Below are 26,892 nucleotides of genomic sequence, written 5' to 3'. Positions count from 1 at the left end.
TGGTGGAGTGCTTGAATTCGAGCTGGTTTTGGCGGGAGATGAGTTGGGTTTTGATTCGTCAGTGTCTAATGCTGGCCACAGTTTTTGGATTTCCTGCCAAAGCTCTACTATCAAGGCGTTTTTGGCCTCATCCGATAGTTGTTTTAGCTCAGGGAGTTTTTTCATTCCTCTATCTAATGTCTATCTCGTCCTCTTGTCAAGGGGGTTGAGCAATTACCTATGTTTTTCAGCAGTGCGAGTTACAACTATAAATTCTTCGGGTGCGCCGACGCGCACCTTACTAATCGCAACTCGCAATTCTTCAGGTGCGCCGACGCGCACCTTACATCTAACTCAAAACTCAAAACTACTACCGAGCCCAATCAGTACCGCGCCAGATTGTAAAAAACAACACACTAGAAATCAGTGCACCCAGCAGCCACTTAACAGCATTTTTAAATAACCCCAAGCGCTGACTGGCCTGCACCGCTGCGCTTTGCGTCTGCAACCGTTCCTTGGCCGGAGTAATTCTCGACAAAATTTGGCTTTTTAATTCCTGCGGGTTTTGCGTATCCGCTGGTACCCCCAAACGGGTAAGTTCCCCCGCCAAATTCCTTAAATCTTCAGGAGTGCCCTTGTTCAGCCGTTCTTCCACTTGCTGCAATTGAGCTAATTGTTGATCGGCTTGAGTAGTAATTTGCTTGCTGTTTTGGTTGTTGACGTAGATAGTGCCAAAAATTCCCAAAGGCAACATCAACAGAAAAAGCAGCGCCAACAGCAAAGAAACCCAAGACAAAAGCTTTAACAAAGGGTCTTCAAAACGCCTGCGATCGTAATCTTCTCCAAAAAATATCAGCGCCATAGCCAGCAGCGGAACTGGCACCCGTTCCACTACAGCGCCAATCGTCTGCAATTCCCAGACGCGATTGCCGAAGTTTGCTGGTATCAAAACTGCGATCGTATCTAATAAAGACAAAATTAATAAACCGTAGCCAATCCAACGCAGCCTGTAAATAGAAAAACCTTGTTCGCCTTGTATGTCATTCATAAAATCCTCACTGTTGTTGTTAACAAAAAAATCTATCTCTCCGTTAAAAACGGATACCAGCTACAGATTGAAGTCGTCGAATCTCCAAATTTTAGACCAAAGTTAGAGTTCCCAGATTAATCAGGTTGAGTAAATCTAAAATCTAAAACTTGTTCGCTAGCGACTTGTGAGCCAGCGTAGCCGAAGCAAGTCGAAGAATCTAAAATCGACTTACTTAAGGTTCGGGAAATCGTGGCTGCCACCACCCATACCAAGAAACCCAAGCATTCTCTAGGATTTTTTTGGCATCTTCTGGAGTTGTTTTATCCAAAGGCATAGACATCTGAGTCCACAAACAGCGCTTGTCTTGAATATTTCCCCTACCCAAAAGCCAAAACAAAATGCGGTTCGGCTGCAAATCGCTAGTATTTCGATTGTATCTAAACTGTTGGGAAGTTACTGTAGGACTGCCGCGAGGATTGATACAGGAACTCAAATACAGTCGATTTTGCTGTTGCAAAATTCCGTGAAACCCGGCAGCTTGAGTGCTTGCTAATGCTAGCTTACCAGGAGACGACTTGAGAATAGTATGTCCCTTCATCATACCTTCCACGTCCCCAATGGTATTCACCAAATAGCGCATCTCTATTTCTAGATCCTTGCTATTTTTTTGATATTGATACTTTCGGGCAGCCTTGACTTGTGAAGTATCGGTGATTTCCAGCGGCGCGCTCTTGATTAGTTTCCACTCTGCTAAAGGCACCGACTCGGGAAAATTAAACTGGGTTACTAGACTATTGCCTGTTGAGGGATAGAATGTCAACTTTCCGGCCACTAATAAAACTCCTGCCAAAGTAACAGCCAAAAGAGAAATTCTAATTGGTTTCCAAGAGGTAATAGCCATTAGCAATTTTGTTTTTTATTATTGGGCGGTTCCGATTGCAAGATTGCAAACCAGCAGAATAGCCCGAAAAAGAATACAGAAATCATCGAAAAAACTACCGATCCACTACCTTCGTGCCAGTATTTAAATGCTTCTGATTGAGATAGCGATACCAGCACTGCCAGGAGAGCAATCCGCGCGGCATTCACGACAAATGCAATAAGTATTGCTACGATTGGGACTACAATTTTCTGTCCCCTAGTTGTCGGAAACATCAGCAAGAAAACTAGGGATAGTCCCAATAGTTGTAGCATGGCATTCACGCCAGAACAGCCGTGATACACTTCGACGCTGCCCTTTTCTAGGATGAGAAAAACTCCTTTCCGTATAACTTCAAATCCTAGATAGTGCAGGAGGAAAGCTGAAAATTTTGCTGTTAGTAGGGCTACGTCAACAAATACTCCGATCGCGCCGGGAGGAATAATAACATAGGCAAGTATTAGCAGTTCTTGCCAATATTGTTTAAGTCCTTTTGTGCCGGACGCTAGCAAAGCCAGACTGATTCCTGATAAGAAAGGGGCCACTCTGATAAACAAGTCGTAGCCCGATATGGAGGAAGTTTTGAGCAAAATGAAAGCAATTAACGATGCCCCAAAACAACTGGCGAAAATTCCGCTTTCAAAAGTTAGGGATTCGTGTTTTTCCCAAATCAGAAATACCACGACTCCCCAAAACATTAACATTGTGCCGAAGAGGTCTGTGTCGTTTGTTCTGGCAGCCAGAGTCAGTTGCAAGGCAATCAAGCCGCAGGCTATGCCTAACAGCCAATATTTAGGTTCTTGGATTTGTTTGATCCAGTTGATTTCTATCATTGCTGCTTTTTGTTTTTTACTAAAAGCTTATAAAATGCTCGAGCAGGTAACTCTATAGAAATTATCAGCCACAAACACTGAAATTTATGCGTTTGGGATGAATGTTAACTAAATCTTCACAATGATTGACAAGAGTGAATGTTTGTGATATTAGTTTTCATCTAATTAAATCAGAAGAATTTGTAGGGTGCGGAATTCGCACCTTACCCGAATTAGCAATTACCAATTACTGATGAGCGTAAATTTTTTGGTAGTAGGTTTGATATTCCTCCGAAAGCAGGGGTTCCCACCACTCGCGATGGGCTAAGTACCATTCTACGGTCTGCCGCAGGCCTTCTTCAACTGTTACTGAGGGAGTCCAACCTAGTTCTGTTTCTATTTTGCTGGCATCAATAGCGTAACGCCGATCGTGCCCGGCTCTGTCTTTGACAAATGAGATCAGTTGTTCGCAAGGACGCGCGGGCAAATCTTCGGCTAATTCGTCCATTAGCTGGCAGAGCATCTTGACTAAATCGAGATTTTTTACTTCGTTGTTGCCGCCAACATTGTAGGTTTCTCCTGGTTGGCCGCGGTGGATAACGGCATCTAAGGCGCGGCAGTGGTCGAGGACATACAGCCAATCTCGGACGTTTTGACCGTCGCCGTATACTGGCAGGGGTTTGCCGAGTAGCATATTGATGCACATTAATGGAATCAGCTTTTCGGGGAAGTGATAGGGGCCGTAATTGTTGGAACAGTTGGTGATGATTGTGGGGAGGCCGTAGGTGTGGAAATAGGCGCGGGCGAGGTGGTCGCTGCCGGCTTTGGAGGCTGAGTAGGGACTGTTGGGGGAGTAGGCGGTGGTTTCGGTAAATGCTGGGTCGTCGGGGCCGAGACTGCCGTAAACTTCGTCGGTGGAAACGTGGAGGAAGCGCATTTGTGCTTTGAGAGACGAGTCGTCTGTTGCTTCAAAGTGCTTGCGGAAGGCTTCTAGGAGTGTGAAGGTTCCGACGACGTTGGTTTGAACGAAGGCTGCTGGCCCGATAATTGATCTGTCAACGTGGGATTCTGCGGCAAAGTGGGCGACTATGTTGATGTTTTCTTGTTTGAGCAAGCTATCGACTAGGGCTCGATCGCAAATATCCCCCTGCACAAACCGAAAATTTTCTCCTTTTTCCAAGGTTGCTAGGGTTTCTCTGTTGCCGGCGTAGGTTAAAGCGTCGAGTACGATTACCCGATCGCCCGGATAGCTGCTGCACCAGTGATGCACAAAATTCGAGCCGATAAATCCAGCCCCGCCCGTCACCAACAATCGATGAGGTTCTCGCTCAATGCGTTGATTCCCAATGTTTGTCATAAAAATAAAAGTTTTTCCAATAACTAAGTCTTTTTAAAAGTAGCCTTAAATGTAGTTTGTCATCAAGTGTTTGTCGCTCTGCGATCGAATTTTCTGTTGTCGGACTTCAGATTTTCTGATTTTGGGGCGCTGAAATATTGAATCAACACACTTAAATTTCTATCGATGATTTTGAGCGTAACGCTTACATAACAAGGTTTTTAGTGTTTATTTTTGGTAATTTAAAATTTTAGTTGCGATCGGGCGATCGCGGATATTTGCGATCGATCTGTGATTTGAGCAGATAGCGACTGTTGATCTATTTGTGAAGAGCTGTTACCATTTATTTTTTAAATATCCTTTACAATATTCCAGAGCACCATGAAGAAGTTTCAAGTGTTAGCTGGCATTGCTTCCGTCGCAGCGATCGCCAGTAGCATTGCCATAGGTGACGCTGCATCTGCATTTCCCTGTTCCTACAAAAAATCAGGGGCGACTCAATCTGGTTCTGCGACAACGCTCCTAGGTTCGGGCGGCTCCGATCGAATGAATCCGTGGAAATCCGACAAAATAGCGGCTCTGGGTTTTCTGGGTTTGTTTGGGGTTTTGGGTGGCGGTGCGGCCTACATGAGCTATCGCGCCGGCCAGCGGGCCTCTGCGGCTTGTGCTGCGATGAGCGATAATTTTGAAGTTTTTGAAGAGCCAGTTGAGCCGATCGCATATGCAAGTGTAGCTGAGACTGCAGATGCGGTTGCTGTGGTTCGCGAACACCCGGAAGCTCCAGGCGGCGAGCTAGATTTGCCGGTGGAGCAAGTTGCAGAGTTAGTTTGTGAAAGTGCGATCGAACCAGTAAAGCGCGCGATCGTCAAATAGACTGCAATCAGCTTCGATCGCGCGTGCAGGCTTCAGTCTGCAGCCAAGCAAGCGGACGCTGACTGACCCACGCGCGATCCGTTTTTTTATGGTAATCGACACGATTTCAAATAGTTATCTGGCGACAAAGTATTCGCTGAAGGAATCTCCCATCTTGCAAGATTGGAGGTTTTTAAATTTGCAATTTGCGACCATTTGTGTTTGGCATTTAATAATGCTGTCGGGAACTCGCGAATTTTTGAGGCGATCGCGCGCTGAATAAAAAATGCTTTTTTCCCAGCCGGATCTGGCTCTTCGATCCTGCTCTTTACAGGCTTTTTAGGATTGTCTAAGAGCGACTGTTGAAAATTAGATCGCTCAAAGCGAGAATGTAGGCTGCCGGGGCGATCGCCGAAAAAAATCTCGTTCTCAATCTGAAGGTAGATAACAATAGTTGCAATAGGGTGATATGATAGAAAGCATTGCCCAAAAGATCACAACTATTAGGTTATTATGAGTGGTTTGCGCGATCGGTTCAATCAATTTACAGGTAAAACTAGATTAGCAGTTTGTCGCGTGTTCGTTCAGCTAACAGGTGAAGAAGTTGCACCGATGTTAGGAGTTCTCAACAGCACCGCCAGAGAAGCAATTGATGCCGATGGCGATGTAACAGTTTTGGGAGAAGGCCTTGTAGAAATTTGCAATCACTTGTTACAGTATGACAACTACTGGCAAGCAGCCGCTAATGAAGGTGATGTTTTTTGGGATGAAGGCGAAGCGGGCGATTATGTGGATGAACTTTTCACTGATTCAGCCTCCCGCTATCTCAGCGAACCTCAATACAGCACATCTGCGGACGAGAAAAATTCCCTGTTGTCTTTGCCGCTTACTAGAAATGTCGTAGTGATGCTGACAGTTGCTTATGAAGGTGAAGTTCCAGCCCTAGAAACAGACCTCGCTGACATGAGCGCCCTGAAAGCTGGTTTGAAAGCATTGATTAATTTACAGTACCAGGAAAGGCTGCGAGCCGTGCAAGTTCACTTTTCTCCGGCACAATTGGGAGACGAACTTACCAACGACCAAGTTTTGGTAAATTTCCCAGAACTCATTCCCCTTTAAAAACTGGAAAACTTGCCATCAACACAACGAACCAGTGCTTTGGTAAAAATAATTCGCTTTGACAAAAACAATGTTAGCCAACACGATTTAAAAAAAAGAAGAAAAATAAAAAGGTTCGATCGTTCGGACTTTTTACCGACGAAAAACTACGGGCTTTGTAAAAAGCTTTTTTTTATAAGGCTATATGAAGATGCTTGCGGTTAGCTAGAAGACTCGCCGCGACCTTCATTTCGCATTATTAAAGATGGCGCAGAAATGCTTTCACGACCAACAACCAATGAGCAAATATTATTGACTATGCTGCGAAAACTGACAGTTTATTTGATGGCTGTAATTTTGTTGGTGACGACAACCGCTTGCGGCTCTCCTTCAGTCCAAGCTCCGACAAATCCGGCTGCTGGAAATCAGGAGATTAACAGGGTGCGTACTTCACCAAAGAATAACTTGAGCCAAGGGGAATATCCCGTACAGCAAGCTACCTACGACGATGGCGATGGCGAGTACAGTTTGATGTTGCTGAATACTGCCCCCGGTAATTCTTCTATTTATCGCAGTACCGATTTACAAATGGCTCGTTTGACGGAGGAAGAAATATCGGCAGGTAAGAAAAGTTATCTAAAAATTGATAACAATAATGCGAGCCTGCATTTGACAGAAGATTTTAAAATTGAGTACGTTCATAACGTTACTGAAACTGTTGCTAATCCTCAAACAGGTCAGCCGCAAACGGTGGTGGTGCGGCAGCAATCGGGCTTCTGGGCTCCGTTTGCTGGGGCCGTGGCAGGTCAGGCGATCGGCAGTTTGTTATTTACACCGCGATATTATGTGCCGCCACTCTATCAGCCTGGGGTAATTATGAACGGATATGGCGGGTACGGCAATACTTACGGCCAAGCTGTCTCGCAATATCAAACTCGCTACCAAGCCCCGCCTGCTGCTGTGAGCAACCGTCAAGTTTTAAGGACGACCGGCCGCTTGCGATCGCCCACATCGAATGCGCCAGTAAGACGGCAAGCACCGCCGAATGCCAATCGATCGACCGGTTCGGGTTACGGCGGCAGCACTTTGAAACGATCGCAGCAGCCGCGTCAAAATGAATACAAGCGCCAGCCGAGTTTTGGTAGCGGCGGGGCTTCTCGCAGGCCTAGTCGCAGTGGCTCTTCCCGCAGCAGAGGGCGCTAATTAGAAGATTGCTAAAATCAGCAACGCCCGATCGATAAAAGTGGATTCGATCGCTCTTCTGTATACCACGCGGCCGCAGTTATTGACGGTGAGAATTTGGGAATAGTTGAGCGATCGATTTGTGTATTTACCAGACCCAAAAAATATGTGATTTAATTGCTACATTGATATGTGGTGACAATATGTCTTCTTCACAACCCCCATCAGGGGAAAGAAACCCTCTAGGATTCGATGAATTGATTGCCATCTTGGTTGCTTTCGGCACGATGGGAACAATTTTCTTTTGGGCCACCAGCAAGAACCCCAATCAATTCGGCATGAGAAATTGGCAATTTCCAGCCGTTTTTTCAGCGCCTGCTGTCACACCCGGAAACTCGACAATCTTAACACCCCTGCCGAGTTCGGATTTGCGATCGCCCGCGCCTGCGCCCGCTACAAAGCTGATTCCCTCGCAACCTAATGCCGCACTGATTGCGCCGATTGTACCGATTGTACCGATTGTACCGATTGTACCGATTGCGCCTGTTGCGCCTTTAGGGCCGATTTTACCGGCAATTCCTCCCCAGGGGGCGATCGTGGTTCCCCAAACGCCTATTGCGCGCGAGACTCCCCCTGCAATCATTACCAAACCGAAAGCCCCTAAACCAAAAGTCGGGCCGGTTACATTCTCCGATATGCCTGACAAATATTGGGCGCGTCCATTTATTGTCGCTTTGGTCGATCGGCAAATCTTTACTGATTTCACCGACAACAAGTTTCGTCCCGATGAACCAATGACGCGAGCCGAACTAGCCCGCTTAATTGAGCGAATGTCAGACAAAAAAGAGACCCGAAAACCGATTAATTTTGAAGACGTGAAAGACAAGAACCCTGCCGCTAGCGCGATCGATGGCAGCGTACAAAAAGGATTTCTTAAAGGATATCCAAACAATGAGTTCCGTCCCACAAAAGACGTTCCCCGTGTCGAAGTCATAGTAGCATTAGCTAGCGGTTTAAACCTGAAAAAAGAAGGGAATCCCACCAAGATTTTAGAAGTTTATACAGACAGACAAAAAGTGCCGAAATGGGCAATTGACAAAGTAGCAGCAGCAACAAAAGCTGGCATTGTTGTCAACCACCCCAAGCCCACACTTTTGCAGCCCAACAAAACAGCAACTCGCGCGGAAGTAGCAGCCATGATTTACCAAGCTATGGCAAAAAAAGGTAAAGTACCTGCTAAACCTTCTAAGTATGTGATCAAGCAGGTCAAGTCGTCCAAATAATATTTTTGGGACAGCTCCGGCTCGGCGCTCCAGAATAAGATTTAATCTAGCTAGTTTGCAGTAAGAAATTTAGTTTTTTCTCCGGCATTTTCTGAGGATTTAATTCCTGACTGCGAACCAGCTAAATTAATCTTGAAACACCATAATGCTGCCCGAATAGCAAGCTACCCAAACCTGATGAGTTTCAGGATCGTAAGTAATTCCGATCGGACTTGAATTAACGTTCACTGTTTGCAGCACTTTCATGTCGCTAGTCCTAACTTTGCTAACAGTATTCGAGAAATAGTTAACCACGTAAATCAGTTTCCCGTCACCCGAAATCGTCATGCTGCGAGGTGCATTTCCCGTCCTAACTTTTTTCGCTATTTCACCCGTTTTTAGGTCAATTTTTACCACATTTCCTTCACCGTTCAACGTGGCATAAAGATACTTTCCGTTGGGATCTATTGTCAGATGACGCGGCGCATTGCCAATATTTCTCAGCCATTTTACCGAAAAATCTCTGAGATTTACTTTCGCAATATCCGAAGAACCCATGACGGCTATATAGGCATTCTTTGAGTCAGGAGTTACCGCAATACCCCGAGGATATGCACCTAGTTTTACCCGCTCGACTTCGAGATTTTTATTTATATCAACTACGCTCAAATCCCAACTGCACCAATTGCTGGCGAGGGCGAAGCGATTGTCTGGTGAAACAGCATTGAATTTGGGAACAGCACCCACAGGAATTACGTTTTCTATTTTTAACGTTTTGGTATTGATGCGGTAGAGGAAACTTTGGTCGTGTTTGGCCGATGGAGAACATCTATCACTCCCCGGATTGTCGAACCCTTTACCGTACATTTGGTAGTTGGATACGTAGGCATATTTGCCGTCTGTTGAAAAAGCAGCTTCTACGGGAGCACCTCGATAATTACCTTTGAATTTAGCAAATCCGAACTTGGACAAGTTTATTGTATCGGGAATAGTCTTGACTAATTTAAAGTTCCTGTCGTAAACTGTGATTGTGTGGCTGTACATCATGTTTTGAGCAAAAAACAATCCTGCTCCTGAATAAACTATTGATTTCGGCGATATTTTGCCGTAAATAGTTTTTTTCAATGTCATGTTGCGGGTAATCTTTTCTGGATATTTTACCTGCTTTTCGGGTTGAAATTCAGGTATTTCTGCTTCGGATTGTGGTTCGGGAGTTTCTGTTTTAAATGGTGGTAAAAATGGTTTTTGAAAAAAAGGTTTTTTCGGCTGGCTTTTAGTTGTATCTTCGAGTTTGTTGGTGTTTTCTGTGGTGCTAGGCGATGGGGAATATTGATTTTCTTGGGGATAGCTACGCCGATCGTACTTTGACTGCGTTTCGTCAGCAGGTTGATTGTCAGCTAGAGCGCTTTCCGGTTTAACGTTAAGTGCTGACAAGGTTTGAGGGCCGACAATTCCGTCAATTTTCAGGTTGTTGTCTGCTTGGAACTTTTTCACAGCAGCTTGGGTTATGGATCCGTAAAATCCTGTGGGTTTCTGGCTAAAATATCCTGCGTCTTGTAGTGTTTTCTGGAGTTCGGCAACTTCGGGGCCTGAATCGCCTTTTTTGATGGCCAGGGTGGGGTTGACTATATTTAAAATTGTCAGAGCGATCGTAAAGAAAAGTAAAGGAGGAAAGGCTAAATTTAGGTGTTTTGTCGAATTGGGCGATCGAGTTTGAGGCGCAGGCGTTTCCCAAGTTTCAGCTAAATGCAGGTAAGCTAATCCGTCCATAGTTTTTACCAAGTATTTTGGATGCTATAGCAATCCTAAATGATTTATGGTACTACTCGCGATCGGGTTCTGCCTGGGAACCAGTTATAAATTAGTCCCGGACGCGCGAGTGGTGAGAAACCGGGTTGTATTGCAAAAATACTGCATCTAGACCTTTAATCTCGATTTAAACCCGGTTTCTGTGGTATTAATGCGTAATTCCTGATAATTAAACCTAGGATAAAATCTCCGAGCAGTGTTTAATTGTGTAAGCAAGATAGGAGCGACAATGTTGAGCGAGGAAGAAACAACAGCAGAATCGGCGCCAACAAAAAACCGCCAGATGGTGCTGTGGGAAGGTGATGGCGGACTTTGCCAGCGGGCTTGGGTAGAAATTGATTTGGCAGCTTTAACTCACAATGTAAAACAGCTTAAAAATCTGTTATCTCCCCAAACTGAATTGATGGCAGTTGTGAAGGCGGATGCTTACGGGCACGGTGCTGTTGCAGTCAGTCAAACAGTATTGCAAGCTGGTGCTAGTTGGCTTGGTGTGGCGACGATTCCCGAAGGCATAGAATTGCGAGAAGCTGGGATAGAAGCGCCGATTTTGCTGTTGGGGGCAACTCATACAGCGGCGCAGGTAAGGGCGATCGCCCAATGGCACTTGCAGCCCACTATTTGTACTGCCAAACAAGCCCTAATTTTTTCCGAAGTTCTCGCTACTCTCGATCGCTCTTTGCCGGTTCACGCTAAGTTAGATACGGGAATGTCTCGGTTGGGTACGCCCGCGTCGGAAGCAACAGAATTTGTGCAATTAGTCAAGCGGTTGCCCCATTTAAAATTAGCCAGCATTTACTCTCACTTGGCGACAGCCGACAGTCCCGATCCCGCTGTTATGACTGTTCAGCACGATCGGTTCAAACGGGCGATCGAGCAAATTCAAACAGCAGGAATTAACCCCCCCCTGCTGCACTTGGCAAACTCGGCGGCGGCCCTGGCAAACCCCGATTTACACTACGATTTAGTGCGAGTGGGTTTGGCTACCTACGGTATTTATCCAGCTCCTCACTTGCAGTCGATCGCTTCTTTGCAGCCGGCAATGCAGGTAAAAGCCCGGATTACTCAAGTGAAAACAATTGCAGCAGGCACCGGTGTCAGTTACGGCTATCAATTTATCGCCTCGCAGCAGACACAGATTGCCGTAGTTGGCATCGGCTATGCAGATGGGATTCCGCGCAATCTTTCTAATAAAATTCAGGTTTTAGTCAGGGGCAAATTTGTGCCGCAAATCGGAGCAGTGACGATGGATCAATTAATGCTGGATGTCTCGGCAATTCCCGATTTAGAAGTCGGCGAAGTGGTGACGCTGTTGGGCAAAGAGGGGGAAAATGAAATTACTGCAGACGATTGGGCCGCAATTTTAGGAACTATTTCTTGGGAAATTCTCTGCGGTTTTAAACACCGATTGCCCCGCGTTGCGGTAAACTCTTAATTAGGACGATTAGACGGCGGTTGAAACCAGGTTTATACAAACGATGTCCGCCTGCGCGGACTGAATAAAATCATGTCAAACTTAATTTTCACCGCCTATTCTTCAACCCGCGCACCATCCGGGTTTTGTTTGTATAAACCTGGTTTCAACCGCAGGCTTTATATAGTATAATTTCGATGTAATCAAATTTGATATTACCAATTACCAATTACCAATTACCAATTAGCAATTGCCATGACATCCAGCACAATTATACTAATAGCTCAAACCTTGACGGCGCAGCTAGATACAGAAAGAATACAGGCCATGCAATTCGCCCAAGAATTCTCGAAAAAGTTCGTAGAATTGGGGTTTAAAGTTGTACCTCAAGTGCTGTGGGCGATCGGCATTTTGTTAATTACGCGATTTGCGATCGACGTTGCGGGGCGCGTGACTCGCCGAGCTCTGAGCCGCACGGAGGCCACGCTGCGGAAATTCTTGGTTCAAGCGGCAGAAATTACGATTTTGATTGTCGGAGTAGTCGCGGCTTTGAGTCAGTTGGGAATTCAAACTACTAGCGTGGTGGCGGTGGTGGGTGCGGCGGGTTTGGCGATTGGCTTGGCGTGGCAAAATACTTTGTCGCACTTTGCTGCTGGGGTAATGTTGATTAGTTTGCGGCCTTTTGAAGTGGGAGATGCAATCGAAGCTACTGATGTGAAGGGAGTTGTCGATAGCATCGGGATTTTTTCAACTACTGTTGTGACGGACGATCGCATAAAAATTATTGTCCCTAACAACCAGCTATTTAACGGTACACTGAAAAATACCACGGCAATGGGAACGAGGCGAGTAGACTTAAAAATTGATATTGGCGATCGGCCGATCCGTCCAACGATGGCTGAGTTATTAGAAATTGCCCACTCTCACCCGCTGGTGTTGGAAAATCCGCCCCCGACTTGTTTGGTAGCCGAGATTACTCCAGATACAACTATTTTATCTCTCCGGCCTTGGTGCGCGTCGGTGGCCTACGAACAAGTGCGATCGCAAGTTCAAGAATACGTCAAAGAAGCAATGAATGCCAACAAAAATCAACAACAATAGATATCAATCCAAAATCTAAAATCCACAATCCAAAATCTAAAATGAGCAACTGGTATCCGCAGCAAATTTTGCAAGAACCCGGTGTCAGGATGTCCGCCACCGAAAGACAAACAATTCTCAGCAAATTTCCGCCTCCCGACGAAAACAATCAAATTTATGCCGACGCAATTTTTGAAGGCGGAGGCGTGCGTGGAGTTGCATTTTTAGGAGCGCTCAGATGCTGCAGCGATTTGGGCATCCGCTGGCGAAAATTGGCAGGCACTTCTGCCGGTGCAATTACGGCGGCAGTATTGGCAACAGACTTGTCAATCGATGACTTAGAAGAATTGTTGGGACAGCTAGATTACAACATATTTTTAACTCAAAAAAATAGTCCTCTAATTTTAAACGGCGACCCCGCAGATGACCTGCAATCTCCAGCTTGGACGCTACTTTTCCTAACAATTAGCCGCCAGATGGGTGAATATTCTTCGCAGCCTTTCCGGCAGTGGTTGGAAGCAACACTTGCTAAAGGTCACTTGCATACTTTTGCGGATGTCAAACAACTGGTAAAAGACCGGGAATTAAAAGTAGTAATATCTAACCTCAGTCGCGGTGAGATGTTGGTGATTCCCGATGATTTGAACCGACGGGAATCGGCTGATTCCGACGCTTTGTACGAGGAGTTGCAGCTCAAAAGCGCTGAAGATTTTAGCGTGGCTGAAGCGGTGCGGCTGTCGATGAGCATTCCCCTATTTTTTGAGCCGGGAAAACTCGGAAACGACTTAATTGTCGATGGGGGAATTCTGAGCAATTTTCCGCTGTGGATTTATGACACGCAATCGGGTTCGACTCCGGTTGCACCGCGCTGGTTTACCTTTGGGTTTCGGTTGGTTGATACTGGCCTGGAAAATCAAATTAAGATTAAAAATCCGGTGTCAATGCTGTCGGCGATGTTCACAACGATGATGAAAGCAAGAGACCGCTATCACCAGCGGGAGATGGATAAAGGTAGGGTGATTAATATTGATGTGACTGAAGCTCAGGTGACGACGACGGATTTTCAACTTGATGCCGATCGCAAGGCTAATCTGTACCGCTTGGGCTATTTGTATACTAAGAGGTTCTTTTTGAGTTCCAACTTTAGTTGGGAAAAACACTTGAAGGCTAGGGGATTTGGCGAGTAGGCATTGGGAATGGGGCATGGGGCATTGGGCATCGGGCATCGGGCATCGGGCATTGGGCATTGGGAATGGGGCATGGGGCATCGGGGATTGGGAATAGTTGATTTTTCTTTCTTCTTCCTTCTGACTTCAATATGTGAGTCAAGCTGAATAATTCATCTGTGTATCCGTGTCAAAATTCCTGTTGTGCCCTTCTTCCTTCGATACAGAGTAAGGGATTGAGGAATCTTTAAATTAGGGGTTGGCAAAAAGAAGATGTGTGTGCTATAGTTAGTTACCGTCATCTTGGAGAGGTGGCTGAGTGGTCGAAAGCGGCAGATTGCTAATCTGTTAAGGGTGTTATCACCCTTCGGGGGTTCGAATCCCCCCCTCTCCGTTCTAGAACTTGTAAAAAAAAATTATTGTTAATCAAATTTTTGGACGGGCTTTGAGCATCGTCCAAATTATTTTTGCAATTCAAGTCTAGTCGCAATAATCAGCTACTAAATCTAATTAAGTACCTTCATCGCTTCGACAAATTGCCGCGATATAAATGGCAAAATTTCTTCATTCTTGCTATTCTCTTTACCCTCGGTAAATACAACTAACAAATACGGCCGCAAACCCGGTATTTCAATATAAGCAGCATCGTGACGAACTTGACTTGTCAGCCCTGCTTTTGACCACAATTTTGCATCTTCTGGCAATCCGCCGCCTAAAAAACCTGTAACTTGATTTTCGGGATCTGCCTCTAATTCTGCTGGGTCTAAACTGCGTTTCATTAAACCCATCATTTCTTGCGATGCTTTGGCAGAAACAGCTACGCCACCGATTATACTGTGCAGCAAACGGGCTACTGCATTTGTGGTCAGCATATTTCTATTTTCCATTAATTCTCCCAGAACTGCTCGCTCGCGACCGTAGGGGCCGTCACACCAGGTTTTTTGATTGGCGTTAATATTTTGTAATTCCGGCCAATTTAATGATTGAAAGTAACGGTTGACGATGTTTCGCTGCTGTTTCCAAGTTTCAAAGGGGCCTGGTGATAATTCTGGGCCGCTGGTGGTGCCGGTGAGGGCATCTACTACTAAACCGGTGGCGTCGTTGCTGGAATCAACTATCATATCTCGGACGGCGCGTTCTAATTCTGGCGATGTTTGAATCATGCCTTTTTGGGCCCATTCCCAGATAGCAACGAGGTAGAATAATTTGATGATGCTGGCGGGATAAATTCGTTCGGATGCTCGGTTGCTAAAACCTCGCGGTTGATATTTCCAAAATTCTGGTGCGCTGAGGGCGCCGCCCGTGTTGACTCGCACTGGCGGATCGTAGACTATCCAGGTAATGGCTGTGCGATCGCCCGTCAATCCTGTAAATTCTGACAATGCAGAGTCTATAATGCTACTGCCGAGGGTTTCTAATTGTTCGTCTTTGTGGAAAAATGTCATGGTTTATGGCAGACGGTTAACGGTTAACGGCGGTTTGCTAATTGCCATAAATCGTTGGATGCGAACAATTAACAGCAAATAATTAGCAATTAGCAATGGTCAATTCTCAATTATCTGATGTTGTGGAGTACCGGGTGCGATCGCACATAAATATTTACGATTCCCCAAAGTGCGATCGATTGGCAACTCAAGCAGCCCTGGGGCGACATTTGCGCGCCCTCAACCAGAGTCCGAGCGAGGTCAACTTGGATACAAACGCTGTGATGGTGCGACTGTGCGAAGACGATTATCCCGGATGGTTGGATCTTCGAGATATTGACTTGCTCGAAGTCACAGAAACAGTGTATCATCCCTTGGTGCTTTCTGAGTTTCAAATCAGGGAAAAATTGCCGATCGCAATTACTTTTGCTCGTGAAGCCATGAACCAATCCAATTATTATCTTTGGGGGGGTACAGTCGGGCCAAATTATGATTGTTCGGGATTGATGCAAGCTGCTTTTATGGCTGCGGGCATCTGGTTGCCGAGGGATGCTTATCAGCAGGAAGCTTTTACTAAACCTATTAGTATTAGCGCTTTAGAACCGGGTGATTTAGTATTTTTTGGAACGCCCGAAAAAGCCACTCATGTAGGATTGTGTCTCGGAGATCGTCGCTACATTCACAGTTCTGGACAAGCACAAGGTCGCAACGGTATCGGTATCGATGTTTTGTCGGATGATGGCGATCGAGTCAGTCAAGCTTATTACCAGCAATTGCGGGGATATGGTAAAGTTGTGGCAAGTTATCAACCTAGTGAGTTGTTGACGGTTGACTGTTGACGGTTGACTATTGATATTATCGAATAAAAAAATGGACGCTGCATTATTTTTGGAAAAATTGGCGAGACAGCAAGCTGAGGCTGAGGTTGTTCTCGACGTTTCAGTGGTGGTGCCGGTGTATAATGAGGTGGAAAGTTTGCCTCATTTGATTGAGGCGATCGCCTCTTCTATCCAACCATCTGGACTCAGCTATCAAATTCTTTGTGTAGATGACGGTTCTAAGGACGGTTCTGCTGAACTTCTCCAGCAGTTAGCCAGCACTCGCGATGACCTTTGTGCTGTAATTTTGCGCCGCAATTACGGGCAAACTGCTGCCATGTCGGCAGGTTTCGATCGCGCTCGCGGTCGTGCTATTGTTACCCTAGACGGCGATTTGCAAAATGACCCTGCTGATATTCCGCTATTGTTGGCAAAGTTAGATGAAGGCTACGATTTAGTTAGCGGCTGGCGCAAAAATAGGCAGGATAATACTATTAGTCGGTTGATTCCTTCTAAAATTGCGAACTGGTTAATTGGTCGCGTTACAGGCGTAACTCTGCACGACTACGGCTGTTCTTTGAAGGCTTATAAATCCGAGTTGGTAGCAGACTTGAATCTCTACGGGGAATTGCACCGCTTTTTGCCAGCGTTGGCATTTATTGAAGGGGCGAGAATTGCAGAACTGCCGGTGCGACATCACGCCCGCCGTTTCGGTCAAAGTAAGTACGGAATTTGGCGGACTTTTCGGGTGTTGATGGATTTGTTAACTATTTCTTTTATGAAAAAGTTCCTGACTCGACCGATGCACGTTTTTGGACTTTTGGGACTGAGTTCTATGACGTTGGGAACGGTTTTAGGGATTTATTTGACAGTCTTAAAATTTGCTTTTGGTCAAAGTATTGGCAATCGTCCTTTGCTGATTTTGGCTGTGGTTTTACTGTTAACTGGCGTGCAGTTATTTTGTTTTGGTTTGCTGGCGGAAGTGATGATGCGGACTTATCACGAGTCGCAGGGAAAACCGATTTATCGGGTGCGCGAGGTGTTTGGTTCTAAATAAGGGGTTGATCCAAATTATACTCGATGACAAAAAGAGGAAAAGTTTTGAGTTTTAAGTTAAATCATTTAAAACTAAAAACTCAAAACTACTTCTTAATCTTCAATTCTCCCATCTAAAATCTAAAATCTAAAATTGATTGACTTTTTGAGCTTGTCGGAGAGATTGAATAGTTGCGATCGCGTGTTCGGCGACTGCATCTATTTCTGCTGCGGTATTGAATCGGCCAATACCGAACCGAATTGAAGCATAAGCTAATTTGTCCGATCGCCCGATCGCTGCTAAAACATGAGATGGAGCAATTTTCGCCGAAGTACAAGCCGAACCCGAAGAAACAGCCGCCGCCGGTTGCAAACCCAATATCAACGCTTGACCGTCAACCCCGCCTACACTAATATTAAGATTACCGGGCAATCTCTTAGTAGCGTGACCGTTGAGAAAAACATCGTCCAATTCACTCAAATTTTCCCACAAACGCTGGCGCAAATTAATCACTCGTTCTGTTTCCGACTCCATTTCCGCAACGGCTAATTCTACCGCTTTGGCGAATCCGACTATTTGCGGTGGGTAGAGAGTTCCCGATCGCATTCCCCGTTCGTGGCCTCCTCCGTGCATTTGTGGCGCTAGCTGCACTCTCGGTTTGTTGCGGCGGACGTACAGAGCACCGATGCCTTTTGGCCCGTAGATTTTGTGGGCTGTCAAGGACATTAAATCGATGTTCATTTCCTGTACGTCGAGGGGAATTTTGCCGATCGCCTGTGCCGCATCCGTGTGAAACAGAATGTCATTTCCGCGACAAATTGCAGCAATTTCGGCGATCGGTTGAATCACGCCAATTTCGTTATTAGCCGTCATCACTGAAACTAAAATTGTCTCGGCCCGAATCGCTTTGATCAAATCGCCAATATCAATCAATCCGTCACTTTTTACAGGTAAAACAGTAATATCAAACCCCAATTTTTGCAAATACGTACAGGGATCAAGAATTGCATTATGTTCGGTTTTTACTGTAATAATGTGCTTTCCTTTGCTGAAATAACTTTCGGCGACACCTTTAATCGCTAAATTATTTGCTTCCGTCGCACCGCTAGTAAAAACAATTTCTTCTGGAGAAGCATTGATTGCTTCTGCTATGATTTGCCGCGATTTTTTAACCGCTGCTTCTGCTTCCCAGCCGTAGACGTGGTTGATGCTGGCTGCGTTGCCGAATTGTTCGGTAAAATACGGCAGCATCGCATCAAGTACCCGTTTGTCTACAGGAGTTGTGGCGTGGTTGTCTAGGTAGATAGGACGTGCGGACATAGTGCAGTTTTGGTTGAAAAAAGTGTTAGATTTATTGTAGACGAGCCTTTTGTTCTACCACAAAACTTTATATTTAACAAATATTTGTGAAGATTTATGCGAGCTGACATTCAAGGATTAGAAATTACTGTCGGTGAGCTCAGGCACCTGTGCGGCGCGGGGCCCGATCGCGTATACAGACCGGCGACTGCAACTAATTTTGCGCGCGAAGTTTTAAAAACCGTCGGTTTAATTGTTTTGGTTATAATCAGTTGTTGGTTACTGGTTGCGATATTTCCTAGGGCTTATTTGTTTTGGTTCGCCCTCCACCTCGCTGCGATCTGCGGTTTGATTTTTGAGGATGCGTGGAAAATTTGGAGCAGCCAAAATAAAGATTTAATCAATTTGTTTGATGATGTCGATCGCTATAATGGTATAATCAAAGCGATCGAAATTAACGATCGGATAGAAGATGCGGGCAATGCGGAAGTCAAAATAGGCGATCGAGCCAAAGTCATTCAAGCCTTGCAGGCCATCAGAGAGGATTTAGTTCGAGCTTTGAAAACTGAAAGAATTCTCAGAGAAAACAAAAAATTTGTCGCAACTAACTCCGAACTGTTTGCCAATAATTTGAGAACATTGAATGCCTTGCAAATTAGCGATCGAGCCAGCAAACAAGGGCGATTGCTCAACGAAGCTTTGCAGTTAGCTACAGAAGTTCAAGCAGAAATAAAAAAGTTGCAAGATCGAAACACTGCTAATTGAAAAAATGGAAAAGATCGGACGGCGGTTGAAACCGCGTCTACACAAACTAATTCCATGCCAAGCGGAATGAAGAGCATAATACCATTTTTCTAAAGATGTGGTCTAGCTGAAGTCTTAGCCCCCCCTTGGTAAGGGGGGGTTGGGGGGGTAATGTCTAGCGCTACTTTATGAAATTGGTATAACGTAATTTTAGCCAAATACGGTTCAGTTAAAAAACTAATTTCTCCCCGCGCACATCAGTTAATTTATAACTATCATAATCTCGGCGATCGCGATGGTCGCCGCTCGCGAAAACTAACACTAAGAAATCTCTTCTGACACCAGCGTTAACCCAACCTTATTAAATTTTAACCGCCCCTTCTTCAACCCGCTCTTTAGTGGCTGTAAGGTAAGTATCAACCGGGTTTCAACCGCCCGGTATTATTCAACACATCTTAAAATTCATGAATAATGAGAATTGTTAAGAAATATCCTAATTGTAAATTTTTGGCTGTTAAGTAACAGGTAAGGATATCTTGGAAAGGTGACGTTAACAACAAGGTCAGTATGTCTTCTAGCCAACCCAAGATTATAGTTCTCGACGACGATCCAACAGGTTCGCAAACCGTGCACAGTTGCTTGCTGCTGACACGTTGGGACGAAGATACCCTGCGTTTGGGGCTGCGGGACAAGTCCCCGATTTTTTTTATACTGACAAATACTCGATCGCTAACTCCCGAAAAAGCAGCCTCCGTCACCCGCGAAGTGTGCCAAAATCTAAAAAGGGCGATCGCCAGCGAAAAAATCGAAGACTTCCTAATAGTTAGCCGTTCCGATTCTACCCTGCGCGGCCACTATCCCATCGAAACCGACGCGATCGCCGAAGAACTAGGCCCCTTCGACGCACATTTTCTAATTCCCGCCTTTTTTGAAGGAGGCAGAATTACCCGCAACAGCGTACACTACCTAATAGTTAACAGCGTCGAAATACCAGTACACCAAACCGAATTTGCCAAAGATTCAGTCTTCGGCTACAGTCACAGTTACCTGCCCGACTACGTAGAAGAAAAAACCAAAGGTCGCATCAAAGCTGATACAGTCGATCGCATTTTACTCGCAGATATACGCTACGGAAGTTTAGATCGACTGATGGAGATGAAAGACAACCAATGTGCAGTTGTTGACGGCGAAAGCCAAGGCGATTTAGACACATTTGCCAAACACATTCTCGCGGCAGCCAGTCAAGGCAAAAAGTTTTTATTCCGTAGCGCAGCGAGTATTTTAACATCCTTAGCTGACCTCGGCCCGCAGCCAGTAGCAGCCGACGAAATGGCCAAATATGTGAGGGATGGCAAACCGGGTGCAGTAATAGTTGGTTCCCACGTTAAGAAAACTACTGAACAATTGGAACGCTTGTTAAAAGAACCCAATATAGTTAGCATTGAAATAGATGTATCTCACTTGCTAGAAGATTCACCAGAGTATCGCACCCAAATGCTCGATGAAATTCTCGAAAAAGCTAGCACTGCTCATGCCGATGGTAAAACGCCTGTAATTTATACCAGCCGCAAGGAACTCGAATTTGAAAATACCGAAGTCCGGTTAAAATTTGGAGAGGCTGTTTCTGCTTTGTTGATGGATGTCGTGCGGGGAATGCCTGCGGATATCGGCTTTTTGATTAGCAAGGGCGGCATTACTTCTAATGATGTTTTGAGTACAGGTTTGTCGCTGAAAAGTGTCAGGCAAATCGGTCAAATTATCGCAGGTTGTTCGGTGGTGAAAACCGATGCAGATCATCCTCTGTTTCCCAATTTACCAGTTGTTTTGTTTCCGGGAAATGTGGGGGATAGCCATGCTTTGGCTACGGTTTACAAGCGGCTGAGCAAGTAGTATAGCTCGTTGAATCGCTGATTAACGCAGATGAATGTAGCTCCTAGTCAAGGAGGAGAATGTTCATCTGCGGTTGGTCAATTGGGTTCAAAGCTCGATCGAACTTTATGACCATTGCCACTGCACGGCAACTTCAAAAAAAAAATCTCTAGTCTACCTTTCCCTTGCCAAATCCTCCCAAATATGATACGGTAGAAAGTCTGTCTGTAAGTCAAGCCAATCGCCAAACTTAAAAATCGCGTCATCGTTAGGCACTCTCAAAAAAATTAGATTTATCAAAAACAGTTACCTCGGAACTCTACATATAGGGCAAACAGCACCAGAGCTACTGCTATCAGTAGCGTTTGCAGCTTGTACCAGGCTCAATTTTAAAATTAAGTAGAAATTTGCACCTCGTAATTTTTAGCTGAAAGGATTAGCATATAAGGGTGACAGAACATTATCATCCCCTAAACTCATTAAAAGGTGGCCGCTGGTTCAAGTTGATCTGTGGGGCGAGCTTTCAACACCTGCCTGCGGTTCGGAATCTTACCTTGGCTTACACCTTAGCAGGCGCTGACTGTATCGATGTCGCGGCAGATCCCGCCGCCGTCGCAGCAGCAAAAGAAGCCCTACAAGTTGCCAGCGAATTACAGGCAAAAACCCCCAACCGCAGGTTTGGGGGCAAAGGGTTGCCCTGGCTGATGGTGAGTTTAAACGATGGGGAAGACCCGCATTTTCGCAAGGCCGAATTCAACCCAGCCGATTGTCCGACGGACTGCTGGCGGCCTTGCGAAAAAATATGTCCGGCCTCCGCAATAGTTTTTCAGGAAGCTGTTGAGGGTTTTTCCGGGGTGATAGACCAGCAATGCTATGGCTGCGGTCGCTGTCTGCCAATTTGTCCGAGCCAATTAATCTACACTCGTTCTTACGTGTCTGCTCCCGCTGCGATCGCACCTTTAATCTTGCAATCCGGTGCGGATGCCCTAGAAATCCACACGCAAGTAGGCAGAGAAGTAGATTTTGCGCGACTTTGGTCGAGCATAGCTCCGTGGGTCTATCGACTCAAATTAATAGCAATTAGTTGCCCCGATGGAGACAATTTGATTGACTATTTGCGGACACTGTATCAAATAATTTCCCCCCTTCCTTGTCCCCTAATTTGGCAAACCGACGGTAGGCCAATGAGCGGAGATATCGGAATAGGAACTACTAGAGCCTCCGTCAAACTCGGTCAAAAAGTTTTGGCTGCCCAGTTGCCGGGATTCGTGCAACTTGCAGGAGGCACTAACGATCGCACTGTCAGCAAACTCAGAGCCTCTGGACTGCTTTTGGATGGCGGAAAAAATTTGTCAGTTCCTCCTGTCCAATACATTGCAGGTGTAGCTTACGGCAGCTATGCCAGGGTTTTGCTGTCGCCAATTTTAGAACAATTAGACACAATGCAGAGCGATCGAGCTTATGCCGTTCCCGTGGCAGCCGCTCACAGCGCAGCCGAAGTTCCAACACCTCGGTTGAATCAACTCGAAGCCGTCCCAGAACTTCTCTCGGAGGCCGTGAGTTTAGCTCGTTCTCTAGTTTCCCAGATTAAAAGTTAGTTGTTAGTTGGTAGGTGCCCCGTGCCCGCTCTCTTAGTTGTTAGTTGTTAGTTGTTAGTTGTTAGTTGTTGGTTGTTAGTTGTTAGTTGTTAGTTGTTAGTTGTTAGTTGTTAATCAAAACAACTGATAACTAACAACTGTATTTTGCGATTTCACGATCGCACTTGCGACAAGAGTAAAACCCGGTTTCTTAGTATATTTCTCGTTACCCAACTCAAAACTCGTCGAAGCCGGGTTTCTAGCCACCGATGCGTAAACAGTCAACAGTCAACAGTCAACTGATAACAGTCAACTGATAACAGTCAACAGTCAACAGTCAACAGTCAACAGTCCACTGTCCACTGAACCGAACACACCGAGGCGAATGCAGATTACAGACGACCTCAACAGATTATTAGAAATCGTGCCAGACGAGATCCGGCAGCCCTTAGAGCAGCACCCGCAGCGCAACAATCTCATTGAGGTTGTAATGGACTTGGGCCGCCGACCAGAAGCTCGTTTTCCATCCTCGGCCGAACATCTTTCCCAAACACCGATTTCCAAAGCAGACCTCAACTATTGCATCGATCGAGTCGGCAGCTTCGGCGGCGACAATCGAGCCGGTATCGAGCAAACCCTGCACCGAATTAGCGCCATTCGCAACCGCAGCGGCGAGATTATCGGCTTGACATTGAGGGTGGGCCGCGCTGTGTTCGGGACGATCGGCATTATCCGCGATTTAGTGGAAACCGGTCAGTCAATTTTGATGCTAGGCCGCCCCGGAGTCGGCAAAACCACAGCCCTGCGCGAAATCGCCCGCGTGCTCGCCGACGACTTGGAAAAACGAGTGGTAATCATCGACACCTCCAACGAAATCGCCGGAGATGGAGACATCCCGCACCCGGCGATCGGCAGAGCTCGCAGAATGCAAGTTTCCCGTCCCGAACTCCAGCACCAAGTCATGATCGAAGCAGTGGAAAACCATATGCCGCAAGTGATCGTGATTGACGAAATCGGCACCGAATTAGAAGCTTTGGCCGCTCGGACGATCGCCGAAAGGGGCGTGCAATTGGTCGGTACCGCCCACGGGAACCGCATCGAAAACTTGATGAAAAACCCGACTCTGGCAGACTTAATTGGCGGAATCCAAGCGGTGACACTAGGAGATGACGAAGCAAGGCGGCGCGGTTCTCAAAAGACAGTTTTGGAACGCAAATCGCCGCCTACTTTTGAAATTGCGGTCGAAATGCTCGAACGCCAGCGCTGGGTAATTCACGAGCGAGTTTCAGATTCGATCGACAGCCTGCTGCGGGGACGCGAACCAAGCCAGCAAATCAGAAGCGTCAGCGACAGCGGAGAAGTAATTATCGAGCGCGAGTCAGCCTCTCCCCCCGCCCGGTTCCCAGGGATGCCAGCTTCCGGCCAAGGCCCCGCTGCGGTATCAGCAATCCGACCTGTCACACCGATTTCTGGGTGGCGCAGTGCCGGCAAAATGGTGCCGATGCCCCCTCAAGGCGAGAAATTCGCAGCAGCTAACAGCGCGCCGGTGGCTCCTGAGAGTCGGTATTTCGAGCAACTCCTCGAAGAATCCCTGTCCGTGGAACCAGTACCGCAGCAGCGGGGACGTTATTCGCAGAACGTCGGCCCTAACGGCGAAGATTTGCCCCTCCACGTTTATCCTTACGGCATAGCTCGCCACCAGCTAGAACAGGTGATTTCCACCCTGAACTTGCCGGTGCAGTTGACGAAGGATATTGAAAGTGCTGACGTGGTTTTGGCTTTGCGATCGAACGTGCGGAACCAGTCAAAATTAAGGCACTTGGCCAAAACTCGCCAAGTTCCCCTGCACACAATTAAGGCCGGCACTATTCCCCACGTAGCGAGAGCCTTGCGGCGCTTGTTGGACATGGACGACCCCGGCACCCCGGAAGTGGCAGACCTCGCCTTATTCGCCCGCAGCGGTACTTCTGACGAGCTCGAAGCTCTCGAAGAAACCCGCTTGGCTGTGGAGCAAATTGTGATTCCCAAGGGACAGCCGGTGGAACTCTTACCGCGTTCTCCCAACGTCCGCAAAATGCAGCACGAACTTGTGGAACACTATCACCTAAAATCTCACAGTTTTGGGGAAGAACCCAACCGCCGCCTGCGGATTTTTCCAGCTTAAACAGTCGGGATTTGGAACGGGCATTGTGTAGGGTGCGCGGGCCGCACCTTACCGATTGAAGGCGGAAGGTAGAAAGCAAACGGCCGAATTTTTTTCGTGCTGCTGTCTGTTTTCTACCTGCTGTTTTCGCTCTCGCAATCTGCTAAATTAACGATGGTTTTTGTGGGTGAGTTCACCGCCCCAACTCGAATCTTGCGGTCGATCGACCTGACACGATCTTATTTCCGTTCGGATTGTGGCGGTGAGTGCGATCGGCCCAATTCCCAATTTCCAATTCCCAATTTCCAATCCCCAATTCCCAATTCCCAATTCCCAATTCCCCATCATAATAAATTATACCTAAACAAATTTACCGAGTTGATATGAACGATGCACAAATTCAGCTATTTATTCAATTAATTGCGGCTCGCACCGGTTTACAAATTCGCCCGCAAGATCGATCGGCTTTGACTCAAAAACTTTTGACTCGGATGAAAGCTGTAAAAATAGGCTTACCCGATAATTATTATCAAATGTTAGCTGCTGCGAGTCTGGAAAGTCAAAACGAATGGGACAAACTCGCCCTGCTGCTGACAACCAACGAAAGTTATTTCATGCGGGACAAAGGACAATTTTCGCTCCTAGAAAAAGTCATTTTCCCGGAATTGATCGATCGCCAATTAAAACTACACGATCAATTGGGGATTAAGCCAACCCTGCGAATCTGGAGTGCAGGCTGTTCTACCGGTGAAGAACCTTATTCTTTACTTTTTATTTTAAAAAAGCTAATTTCTGATTTGGAAAAATGGAATATTTTAGTTTTAGGTACTGATATCAATCAAGAAGTAATAGAAAAAGCGCAGCAGGGAATTTACAGCCCTTGGTCGTTTCGCTTAGTCGATCCAAATTTGCAAGCGCGCTATTTCGACCGACGAAAAACCGAGTGGGTAATAGATAGAACATTGCGCCAATTTGTGAGCTTTAGCAATCTCAATTTAGTGACAGATAATTTTCCTAATATTTACACAGATATTAATAACATTGATTTGATACTATGCAGAAATGTTTTTGTTTATTTTGAATATAAATATATTTCCCAGGTATTGAAAAAATTTGCCAAGACGCTGAGACCTGGAGGATATTTAATGACCGGTCACGCGGAAGTTTACAATCACGTAATGAAGGAGTTTCAACCAAAAATTTTCCCGGAGTCGGTTGTTTATCAAGCCAAGAATGTCCTAGGGGATGAACCAGGTAAAATAGAGTCTTTGATTACACCAGCATCCCAGGTAAAATCAGCCTCTGGGGAATCGGGAAAGGGAGCGAAAGTTGGTAGCGACAGCCGTCAGTTGCTACCAGCAAAAACGGTGCCAGCTAGTTTTGCTAACGGCAATTTTGCGGAGATCGGGTCGTTGTTAACAGCAGATACTCCATTGCAAAAAATACTGCCAAGTCGCTATGTGGAGGAACATTGTGCGGGCAAAGATGGGGCATTATTAAACTCTAATTTAACCAAAAAAACGCCACAACAAACTTATTTAATGCTAATCAAAGAAGCTAAGCAATGCTTTAAAAATAAAAATTATACTGAGGCAATTGACTGGGCAAAAAAGGCGTTATCTCTACAATGTCAGACCTTTGATGCTGATTACTTGTTGGCGCAAATTTATGCAAATTTAGGTAATTATTCTCAGGCGATCGATCACTGCAAGCGAGCTAGCAAAGTAGATTCTATGTCAGTATTTCCTTATTGTTTACAAGCGCACATTGCTGAAGAACAGGGCGATTTGGAAACAGCTAAAATTATCTTGAGAAAAATAATTTATCTGTGCCCATCTTTTGTTTCAGCTTATCTCGAACTCGGAAATATATACCTTCAAGAAGGTAAGCTAAATATAGCTATTAAAATGTACAACTCATCCTGCGAAATTCTCAAAAAACTACCGCCCAATACTCCGATAGAGCAGCAGGAAAAAATGACAGCGAGTCAAGTATTGATGGATGTTCAAAAAAAATTGGTAAAATTGTACAGCTAACAAAACTGAC

22 protein-coding genes and 1 tRNA gene are annotated in these 26,892 nt (G+C 45.9%); 15 read left to right on the top strand and 8 right to left on the bottom strand.

What is annotated here, in order from left to right:
• Positions 1-349: 349 nt before the first annotated feature.
• The 4 genes from hpsJ-A to rfbB form a co-directional block, all read right to left on the bottom strand.
• Positions 350-1,027: an HpsJ-like protein, cyanoexosortase A-associated gene (gene hpsJ-A / locus QUA01_RS20260; protein WP_333090090.1), complete on the bottom strand. Its 678-nt coding sequence runs from the start codon at positions 1,025-1,027 to the stop codon at positions 350-352.
• A gap of 214 nt (positions 1,028-1,241) precedes the next feature.
• Entirely contained in the window at positions 1,242-1,910 is a 669-nt protein-coding gene (locus QUA01_RS20255; RefSeq protein WP_333090091.1) for a cyanoexosortase A system-associated protein, read from the bottom strand.
• The gene (crtA, locus tag QUA01_RS20250) at positions 1,910-2,761 is read right to left on the bottom strand and encodes a cyanoexosortase A (protein ID WP_333090093.1); all 852 of its coding nucleotides are present in this window, start codon (positions 2,759-2,761) and stop codon (positions 1,910-1,912) included. The genes QUA01_RS20255 and crtA overlap by 1 nt, the downstream gene beginning before the upstream one ends.
• Before the next feature lie 226 nt (positions 2,762-2,987).
• On the bottom strand, positions 2,988-4,097 hold the full coding sequence (gene rfbB, locus QUA01_RS20245; RefSeq protein ID WP_194066555.1) for a dTDP-glucose 4,6-dehydratase: 1,110 nt from the start codon (positions 4,095-4,097) through the stop codon (positions 2,988-2,990).
• A gap of 360 nt (positions 4,098-4,457) precedes the next feature.
• Here rfbB and QUA01_RS20240 point away from each other — a divergent pair, with 360 nt between their 5' ends.
• The 4 genes from QUA01_RS20240 (at position 4,458) to QUA01_RS20225 (ending at position 8,491) form a co-directional block, all read left to right on the top strand.
• On the top strand, positions 4,458-4,949 hold the full coding sequence (locus tag QUA01_RS20240; RefSeq protein ID WP_194066556.1) for a hypothetical protein: 492 nt from the start codon (positions 4,458-4,460) through the stop codon (positions 4,947-4,949).
• A gap of 492 nt (positions 4,950-5,441) precedes the next feature.
• Positions 5,442-6,047 carry a DUF1517 domain-containing protein gene (locus QUA01_RS20235; protein ID WP_333090096.1) on the top strand — a complete coding sequence of 202 codons (606 nt, stop codon included), beginning with the start codon at positions 5,442-5,444 and terminating at the stop codon, positions 6,045-6,047.
• 297 nt (positions 6,048-6,344) lie between these two features.
• Complete coding sequence (locus QUA01_RS20230; RefSeq protein ID WP_333090098.1) at positions 6,345-7,229, top strand: hypothetical protein; 885 nt, start codon at positions 6,345-6,347, stop codon at positions 7,227-7,229.
• A gap of 182 nt (positions 7,230-7,411) precedes the next feature.
• A complete protein-coding gene (locus tag QUA01_RS20225) occupies positions 7,412-8,491 on the top strand; it encodes an S-layer homology domain-containing protein (RefSeq protein WP_333090100.1) in 1,080 nt (359 codons plus the stop codon).
• A 126-nt stretch (positions 8,492-8,617) separates the two neighbouring features.
• Here QUA01_RS20225 and QUA01_RS20220 read toward each other — a convergent pair whose 3' ends face one another.
• On the bottom strand, positions 8,618-10,240 hold the full coding sequence (locus QUA01_RS20220) for a peptidoglycan-binding protein (RefSeq protein ID WP_333090102.1): 1,623 nt from the start codon (positions 10,238-10,240) through the stop codon (positions 8,618-8,620).
• Positions 10,241-10,508: 268 nt separating this feature from the next.
• Here QUA01_RS20220 and alr point away from each other — a divergent pair, with 268 nt between their 5' ends.
• From alr to QUA01_RS20200, 4 genes are all read left to right on the top strand, one after another.
• Positions 10,509-11,711 carry an alanine racemase gene (gene alr / locus QUA01_RS20215; RefSeq protein ID WP_333090317.1) on the top strand — a complete coding sequence of 401 codons (1,203 nt, stop codon included), beginning with the start codon at positions 10,509-10,511 and terminating at the stop codon, positions 11,709-11,711.
• A gap of 234 nt (positions 11,712-11,945) precedes the next feature.
• On the top strand, positions 11,946-12,791 hold the full coding sequence (locus QUA01_RS20210; protein ID WP_333090104.1) for a mechanosensitive ion channel family protein: 846 nt from the start codon (positions 11,946-11,948) through the stop codon (positions 12,789-12,791).
• Positions 12,792-12,832: 41 nt separating this feature from the next.
• Positions 12,833-13,957, top strand: coding sequence for a patatin-like phospholipase family protein (locus QUA01_RS20205; protein WP_194066565.1), 1,125 nt, complete (start codon positions 12,833-12,835; stop codon positions 13,955-13,957).
• Positions 13,958-14,241: 284 nt separating this feature from the next.
• A tRNA-Ser gene (locus QUA01_RS20200) sits at positions 14,242-14,330 on the top strand.
• 112 nt (positions 14,331-14,442) lie between these two features.
• On the opposite strand, the gene QUA01_RS20195 is transcribed toward QUA01_RS20200, so the two are convergent.
• A complete protein-coding gene (locus QUA01_RS20195; RefSeq protein WP_333090108.1) occupies positions 14,443-15,381 on the bottom strand; it encodes a serine hydrolase in 939 nt (312 codons plus the stop codon).
• 95 nt (positions 15,382-15,476) lie between these two features.
• On the opposite strand from QUA01_RS20195, the gene QUA01_RS20190 reads away from it, so the two are divergent.
• Together QUA01_RS20190 and QUA01_RS20185 are read left to right on the top strand one after the other, a co-directional pair.
• Positions 15,477-16,199 carry a C40 family peptidase gene (locus QUA01_RS20190; RefSeq protein ID WP_333090110.1) on the top strand — a complete coding sequence of 241 codons (723 nt, stop codon included), beginning with the start codon at positions 15,477-15,479 and terminating at the stop codon, positions 16,197-16,199.
• A 31-nt stretch (positions 16,200-16,230) separates the two neighbouring features.
• Positions 16,231-17,235, top strand: coding sequence for a glycosyltransferase family 2 protein (locus QUA01_RS20185; protein ID WP_333090111.1), 1,005 nt, complete (start codon positions 16,231-16,233; stop codon positions 17,233-17,235).
• 126 nt (positions 17,236-17,361) lie between these two features.
• Here QUA01_RS20185 and QUA01_RS20180 read toward each other — a convergent pair whose 3' ends face one another.
• The gene (locus tag QUA01_RS20180; RefSeq protein WP_333090113.1) at positions 17,362-18,534 is read right to left on the bottom strand and encodes an IscS subfamily cysteine desulfurase; all 1,173 of its coding nucleotides are present in this window, start codon (positions 18,532-18,534) and stop codon (positions 17,362-17,364) included.
• Between the two features lie 96 nt (positions 18,535-18,630).
• On the opposite strand from QUA01_RS20180, the gene QUA01_RS20175 reads away from it, so the two are divergent.
• From QUA01_RS20175 to QUA01_RS20160, 4 genes are all read left to right on the top strand, one after another.
• On the top strand, positions 18,631-19,278 hold the full coding sequence (locus QUA01_RS20175; RefSeq protein ID WP_194009295.1) for a hypothetical protein: 648 nt from the start codon (positions 18,631-18,633) through the stop codon (positions 19,276-19,278).
• Positions 19,279-19,824: 546 nt separating this feature from the next.
• Positions 19,825-21,147, top strand: coding sequence for a four-carbon acid sugar kinase family protein (locus QUA01_RS20170; RefSeq protein WP_333090115.1), 1,323 nt, complete (start codon positions 19,825-19,827; stop codon positions 21,145-21,147).
• 428 nt (positions 21,148-21,575) lie between these two features.
• The gene (gene ldpA, locus QUA01_RS20165) at positions 21,576-22,724 is read left to right on the top strand and encodes a circadian clock protein LdpA (RefSeq protein WP_333090116.1); all 1,149 of its coding nucleotides are present in this window, start codon (positions 21,576-21,578) and stop codon (positions 22,722-22,724) included.
• A gap of 364 nt (positions 22,725-23,088) precedes the next feature.
• Positions 23,089-24,867, top strand: coding sequence for a R3H domain-containing nucleic acid-binding protein (locus QUA01_RS20160; protein WP_333090117.1), 1,779 nt, complete (start codon positions 23,089-23,091; stop codon positions 24,865-24,867).
• A gap of 147 nt (positions 24,868-25,014) precedes the next feature.
• Here the strand turns inward: QUA01_RS20160 and QUA01_RS20155 are convergent, their stop codons facing one another.
• Complete coding sequence (locus QUA01_RS20155) at positions 25,015-25,194, bottom strand: hypothetical protein (protein ID WP_333090118.1); 180 nt, start codon at positions 25,192-25,194, stop codon at positions 25,015-25,017.
• A gap of 35 nt (positions 25,195-25,229) precedes the next feature.
• Between QUA01_RS20155 and QUA01_RS20150 the strand changes: the two genes are divergently transcribed.
• Positions 25,230-26,882: a CheR family methyltransferase gene (locus QUA01_RS20150; RefSeq protein ID WP_333090119.1), complete on the top strand. Its 1,653-nt coding sequence runs from the start codon at positions 25,230-25,232 to the stop codon at positions 26,880-26,882.
• The last annotated feature ends 10 nt before the right edge of the window (positions 26,883-26,892 follow it).

This window comes from Microcoleus sp. S36a_B3 (assembly GCF_036700745.1).
GTDB lineage: Bacteria > Cyanobacteriota > Cyanobacteriia > Cyanobacteriales > Microcoleaceae > Microcoleus.
This window is presented reverse-complemented; position numbering and strand designations above follow the sequence as displayed.

Bases quoted from the DNA above. Each gene is read 5' to 3' on its own strand.
- QUA01_RS20175 (WP_194009295.1), top strand. From the start codon at position 18,631: ATGCGAGCTGACATTCAAGGATTAGAAATTACTGTCGGTGAGCTCAGG.
- hpsJ-A (WP_333090090.1), bottom strand. From the start codon at position 1,027: ATGAATGACATACAAGGCGAACAAGGTTTTTCTATTTACAGGCTGCGT.
- QUA01_RS20160 (WP_333090117.1), top strand. From the start codon at position 23,089: ATGCAGATTACAGACGACCTCAACAGATTATTAGAAATCGTGCCAGAC.
- QUA01_RS20195 (WP_333090108.1), bottom strand. From the start codon at position 15,381: ATGACATTTTTCCACAAAGACGAACAATTAGAAACCCTCGGCAGTAGC.
- QUA01_RS20190 (WP_333090110.1), top strand. From the start codon at position 15,477: ATGGTCAATTCTCAATTATCTGATGTTGTGGAGTACCGGGTGCGATCG.
- QUA01_RS20220 (WP_333090102.1), bottom strand. From the start codon at position 10,240: ATGGACGGATTAGCTTACCTGCATTTAGCTGAAACTTGGGAAACGCCT.
- QUA01_RS20235 (WP_333090096.1), top strand. From the start codon at position 5,442: ATGAGTGGTTTGCGCGATCGGTTCAATCAATTTACAGGTAAAACTAGA.
- QUA01_RS20240 (WP_194066556.1), top strand. From the start codon at position 4,458: ATGAAGAAGTTTCAAGTGTTAGCTGGCATTGCTTCCGTCGCAGCGATC.
- QUA01_RS20180 (WP_333090113.1), bottom strand. From the start codon at position 18,534: ATGTCCGCACGTCCTATCTACCTAGACAACCACGCCACAACTCCTGTA.
- QUA01_RS20205 (WP_194066565.1), top strand. From the start codon at position 12,833: ATGAGCAACTGGTATCCGCAGCAAATTTTGCAAGAACCCGGTGTCAGG.
- alr (WP_333090317.1), top strand. From the start codon at position 10,509: ATGTTGAGCGAGGAAGAAACAACAGCAGAATCGGCGCCAACAAAAAAC.
- crtA (WP_333090093.1), bottom strand. From the start codon at position 2,761: ATGATAGAAATCAACTGGATCAAACAAATCCAAGAACCTAAATATTGG.
- QUA01_RS20210 (WP_333090104.1), top strand. From the start codon at position 11,946: ATGACATCCAGCACAATTATACTAATAGCTCAAACCTTGACGGCGCAG.
- QUA01_RS20155 (WP_333090118.1), bottom strand. From the start codon at position 25,194: ATGATGGGGAATTGGGAATTGGGAATTGGGAATTGGGGATTGGAAATT.
- QUA01_RS20185 (WP_333090111.1), top strand. From the start codon at position 16,231: ATGGACGCTGCATTATTTTTGGAAAAATTGGCGAGACAGCAAGCTGAG.
- QUA01_RS20170 (WP_333090115.1), top strand. From the start codon at position 19,825: ATGTCTTCTAGCCAACCCAAGATTATAGTTCTCGACGACGATCCAACA.
- QUA01_RS20230 (WP_333090098.1), top strand. From the start codon at position 6,345: ATGCTGCGAAAACTGACAGTTTATTTGATGGCTGTAATTTTGTTGGTG.
- QUA01_RS20225 (WP_333090100.1), top strand. From the start codon at position 7,412: ATGTCTTCTTCACAACCCCCATCAGGGGAAAGAAACCCTCTAGGATTC.
- QUA01_RS20255 (WP_333090091.1), bottom strand. From the start codon at position 1,910: ATGGCTATTACCTCTTGGAAACCAATTAGAATTTCTCTTTTGGCTGTT.
- rfbB (WP_194066555.1), bottom strand. From the start codon at position 4,097: ATGACAAACATTGGGAATCAACGCATTGAGCGAGAACCTCATCGATTG.
- QUA01_RS20150 (WP_333090119.1), top strand. From the start codon at position 25,230: ATGAACGATGCACAAATTCAGCTATTTATTCAATTAATTGCGGCTCGC.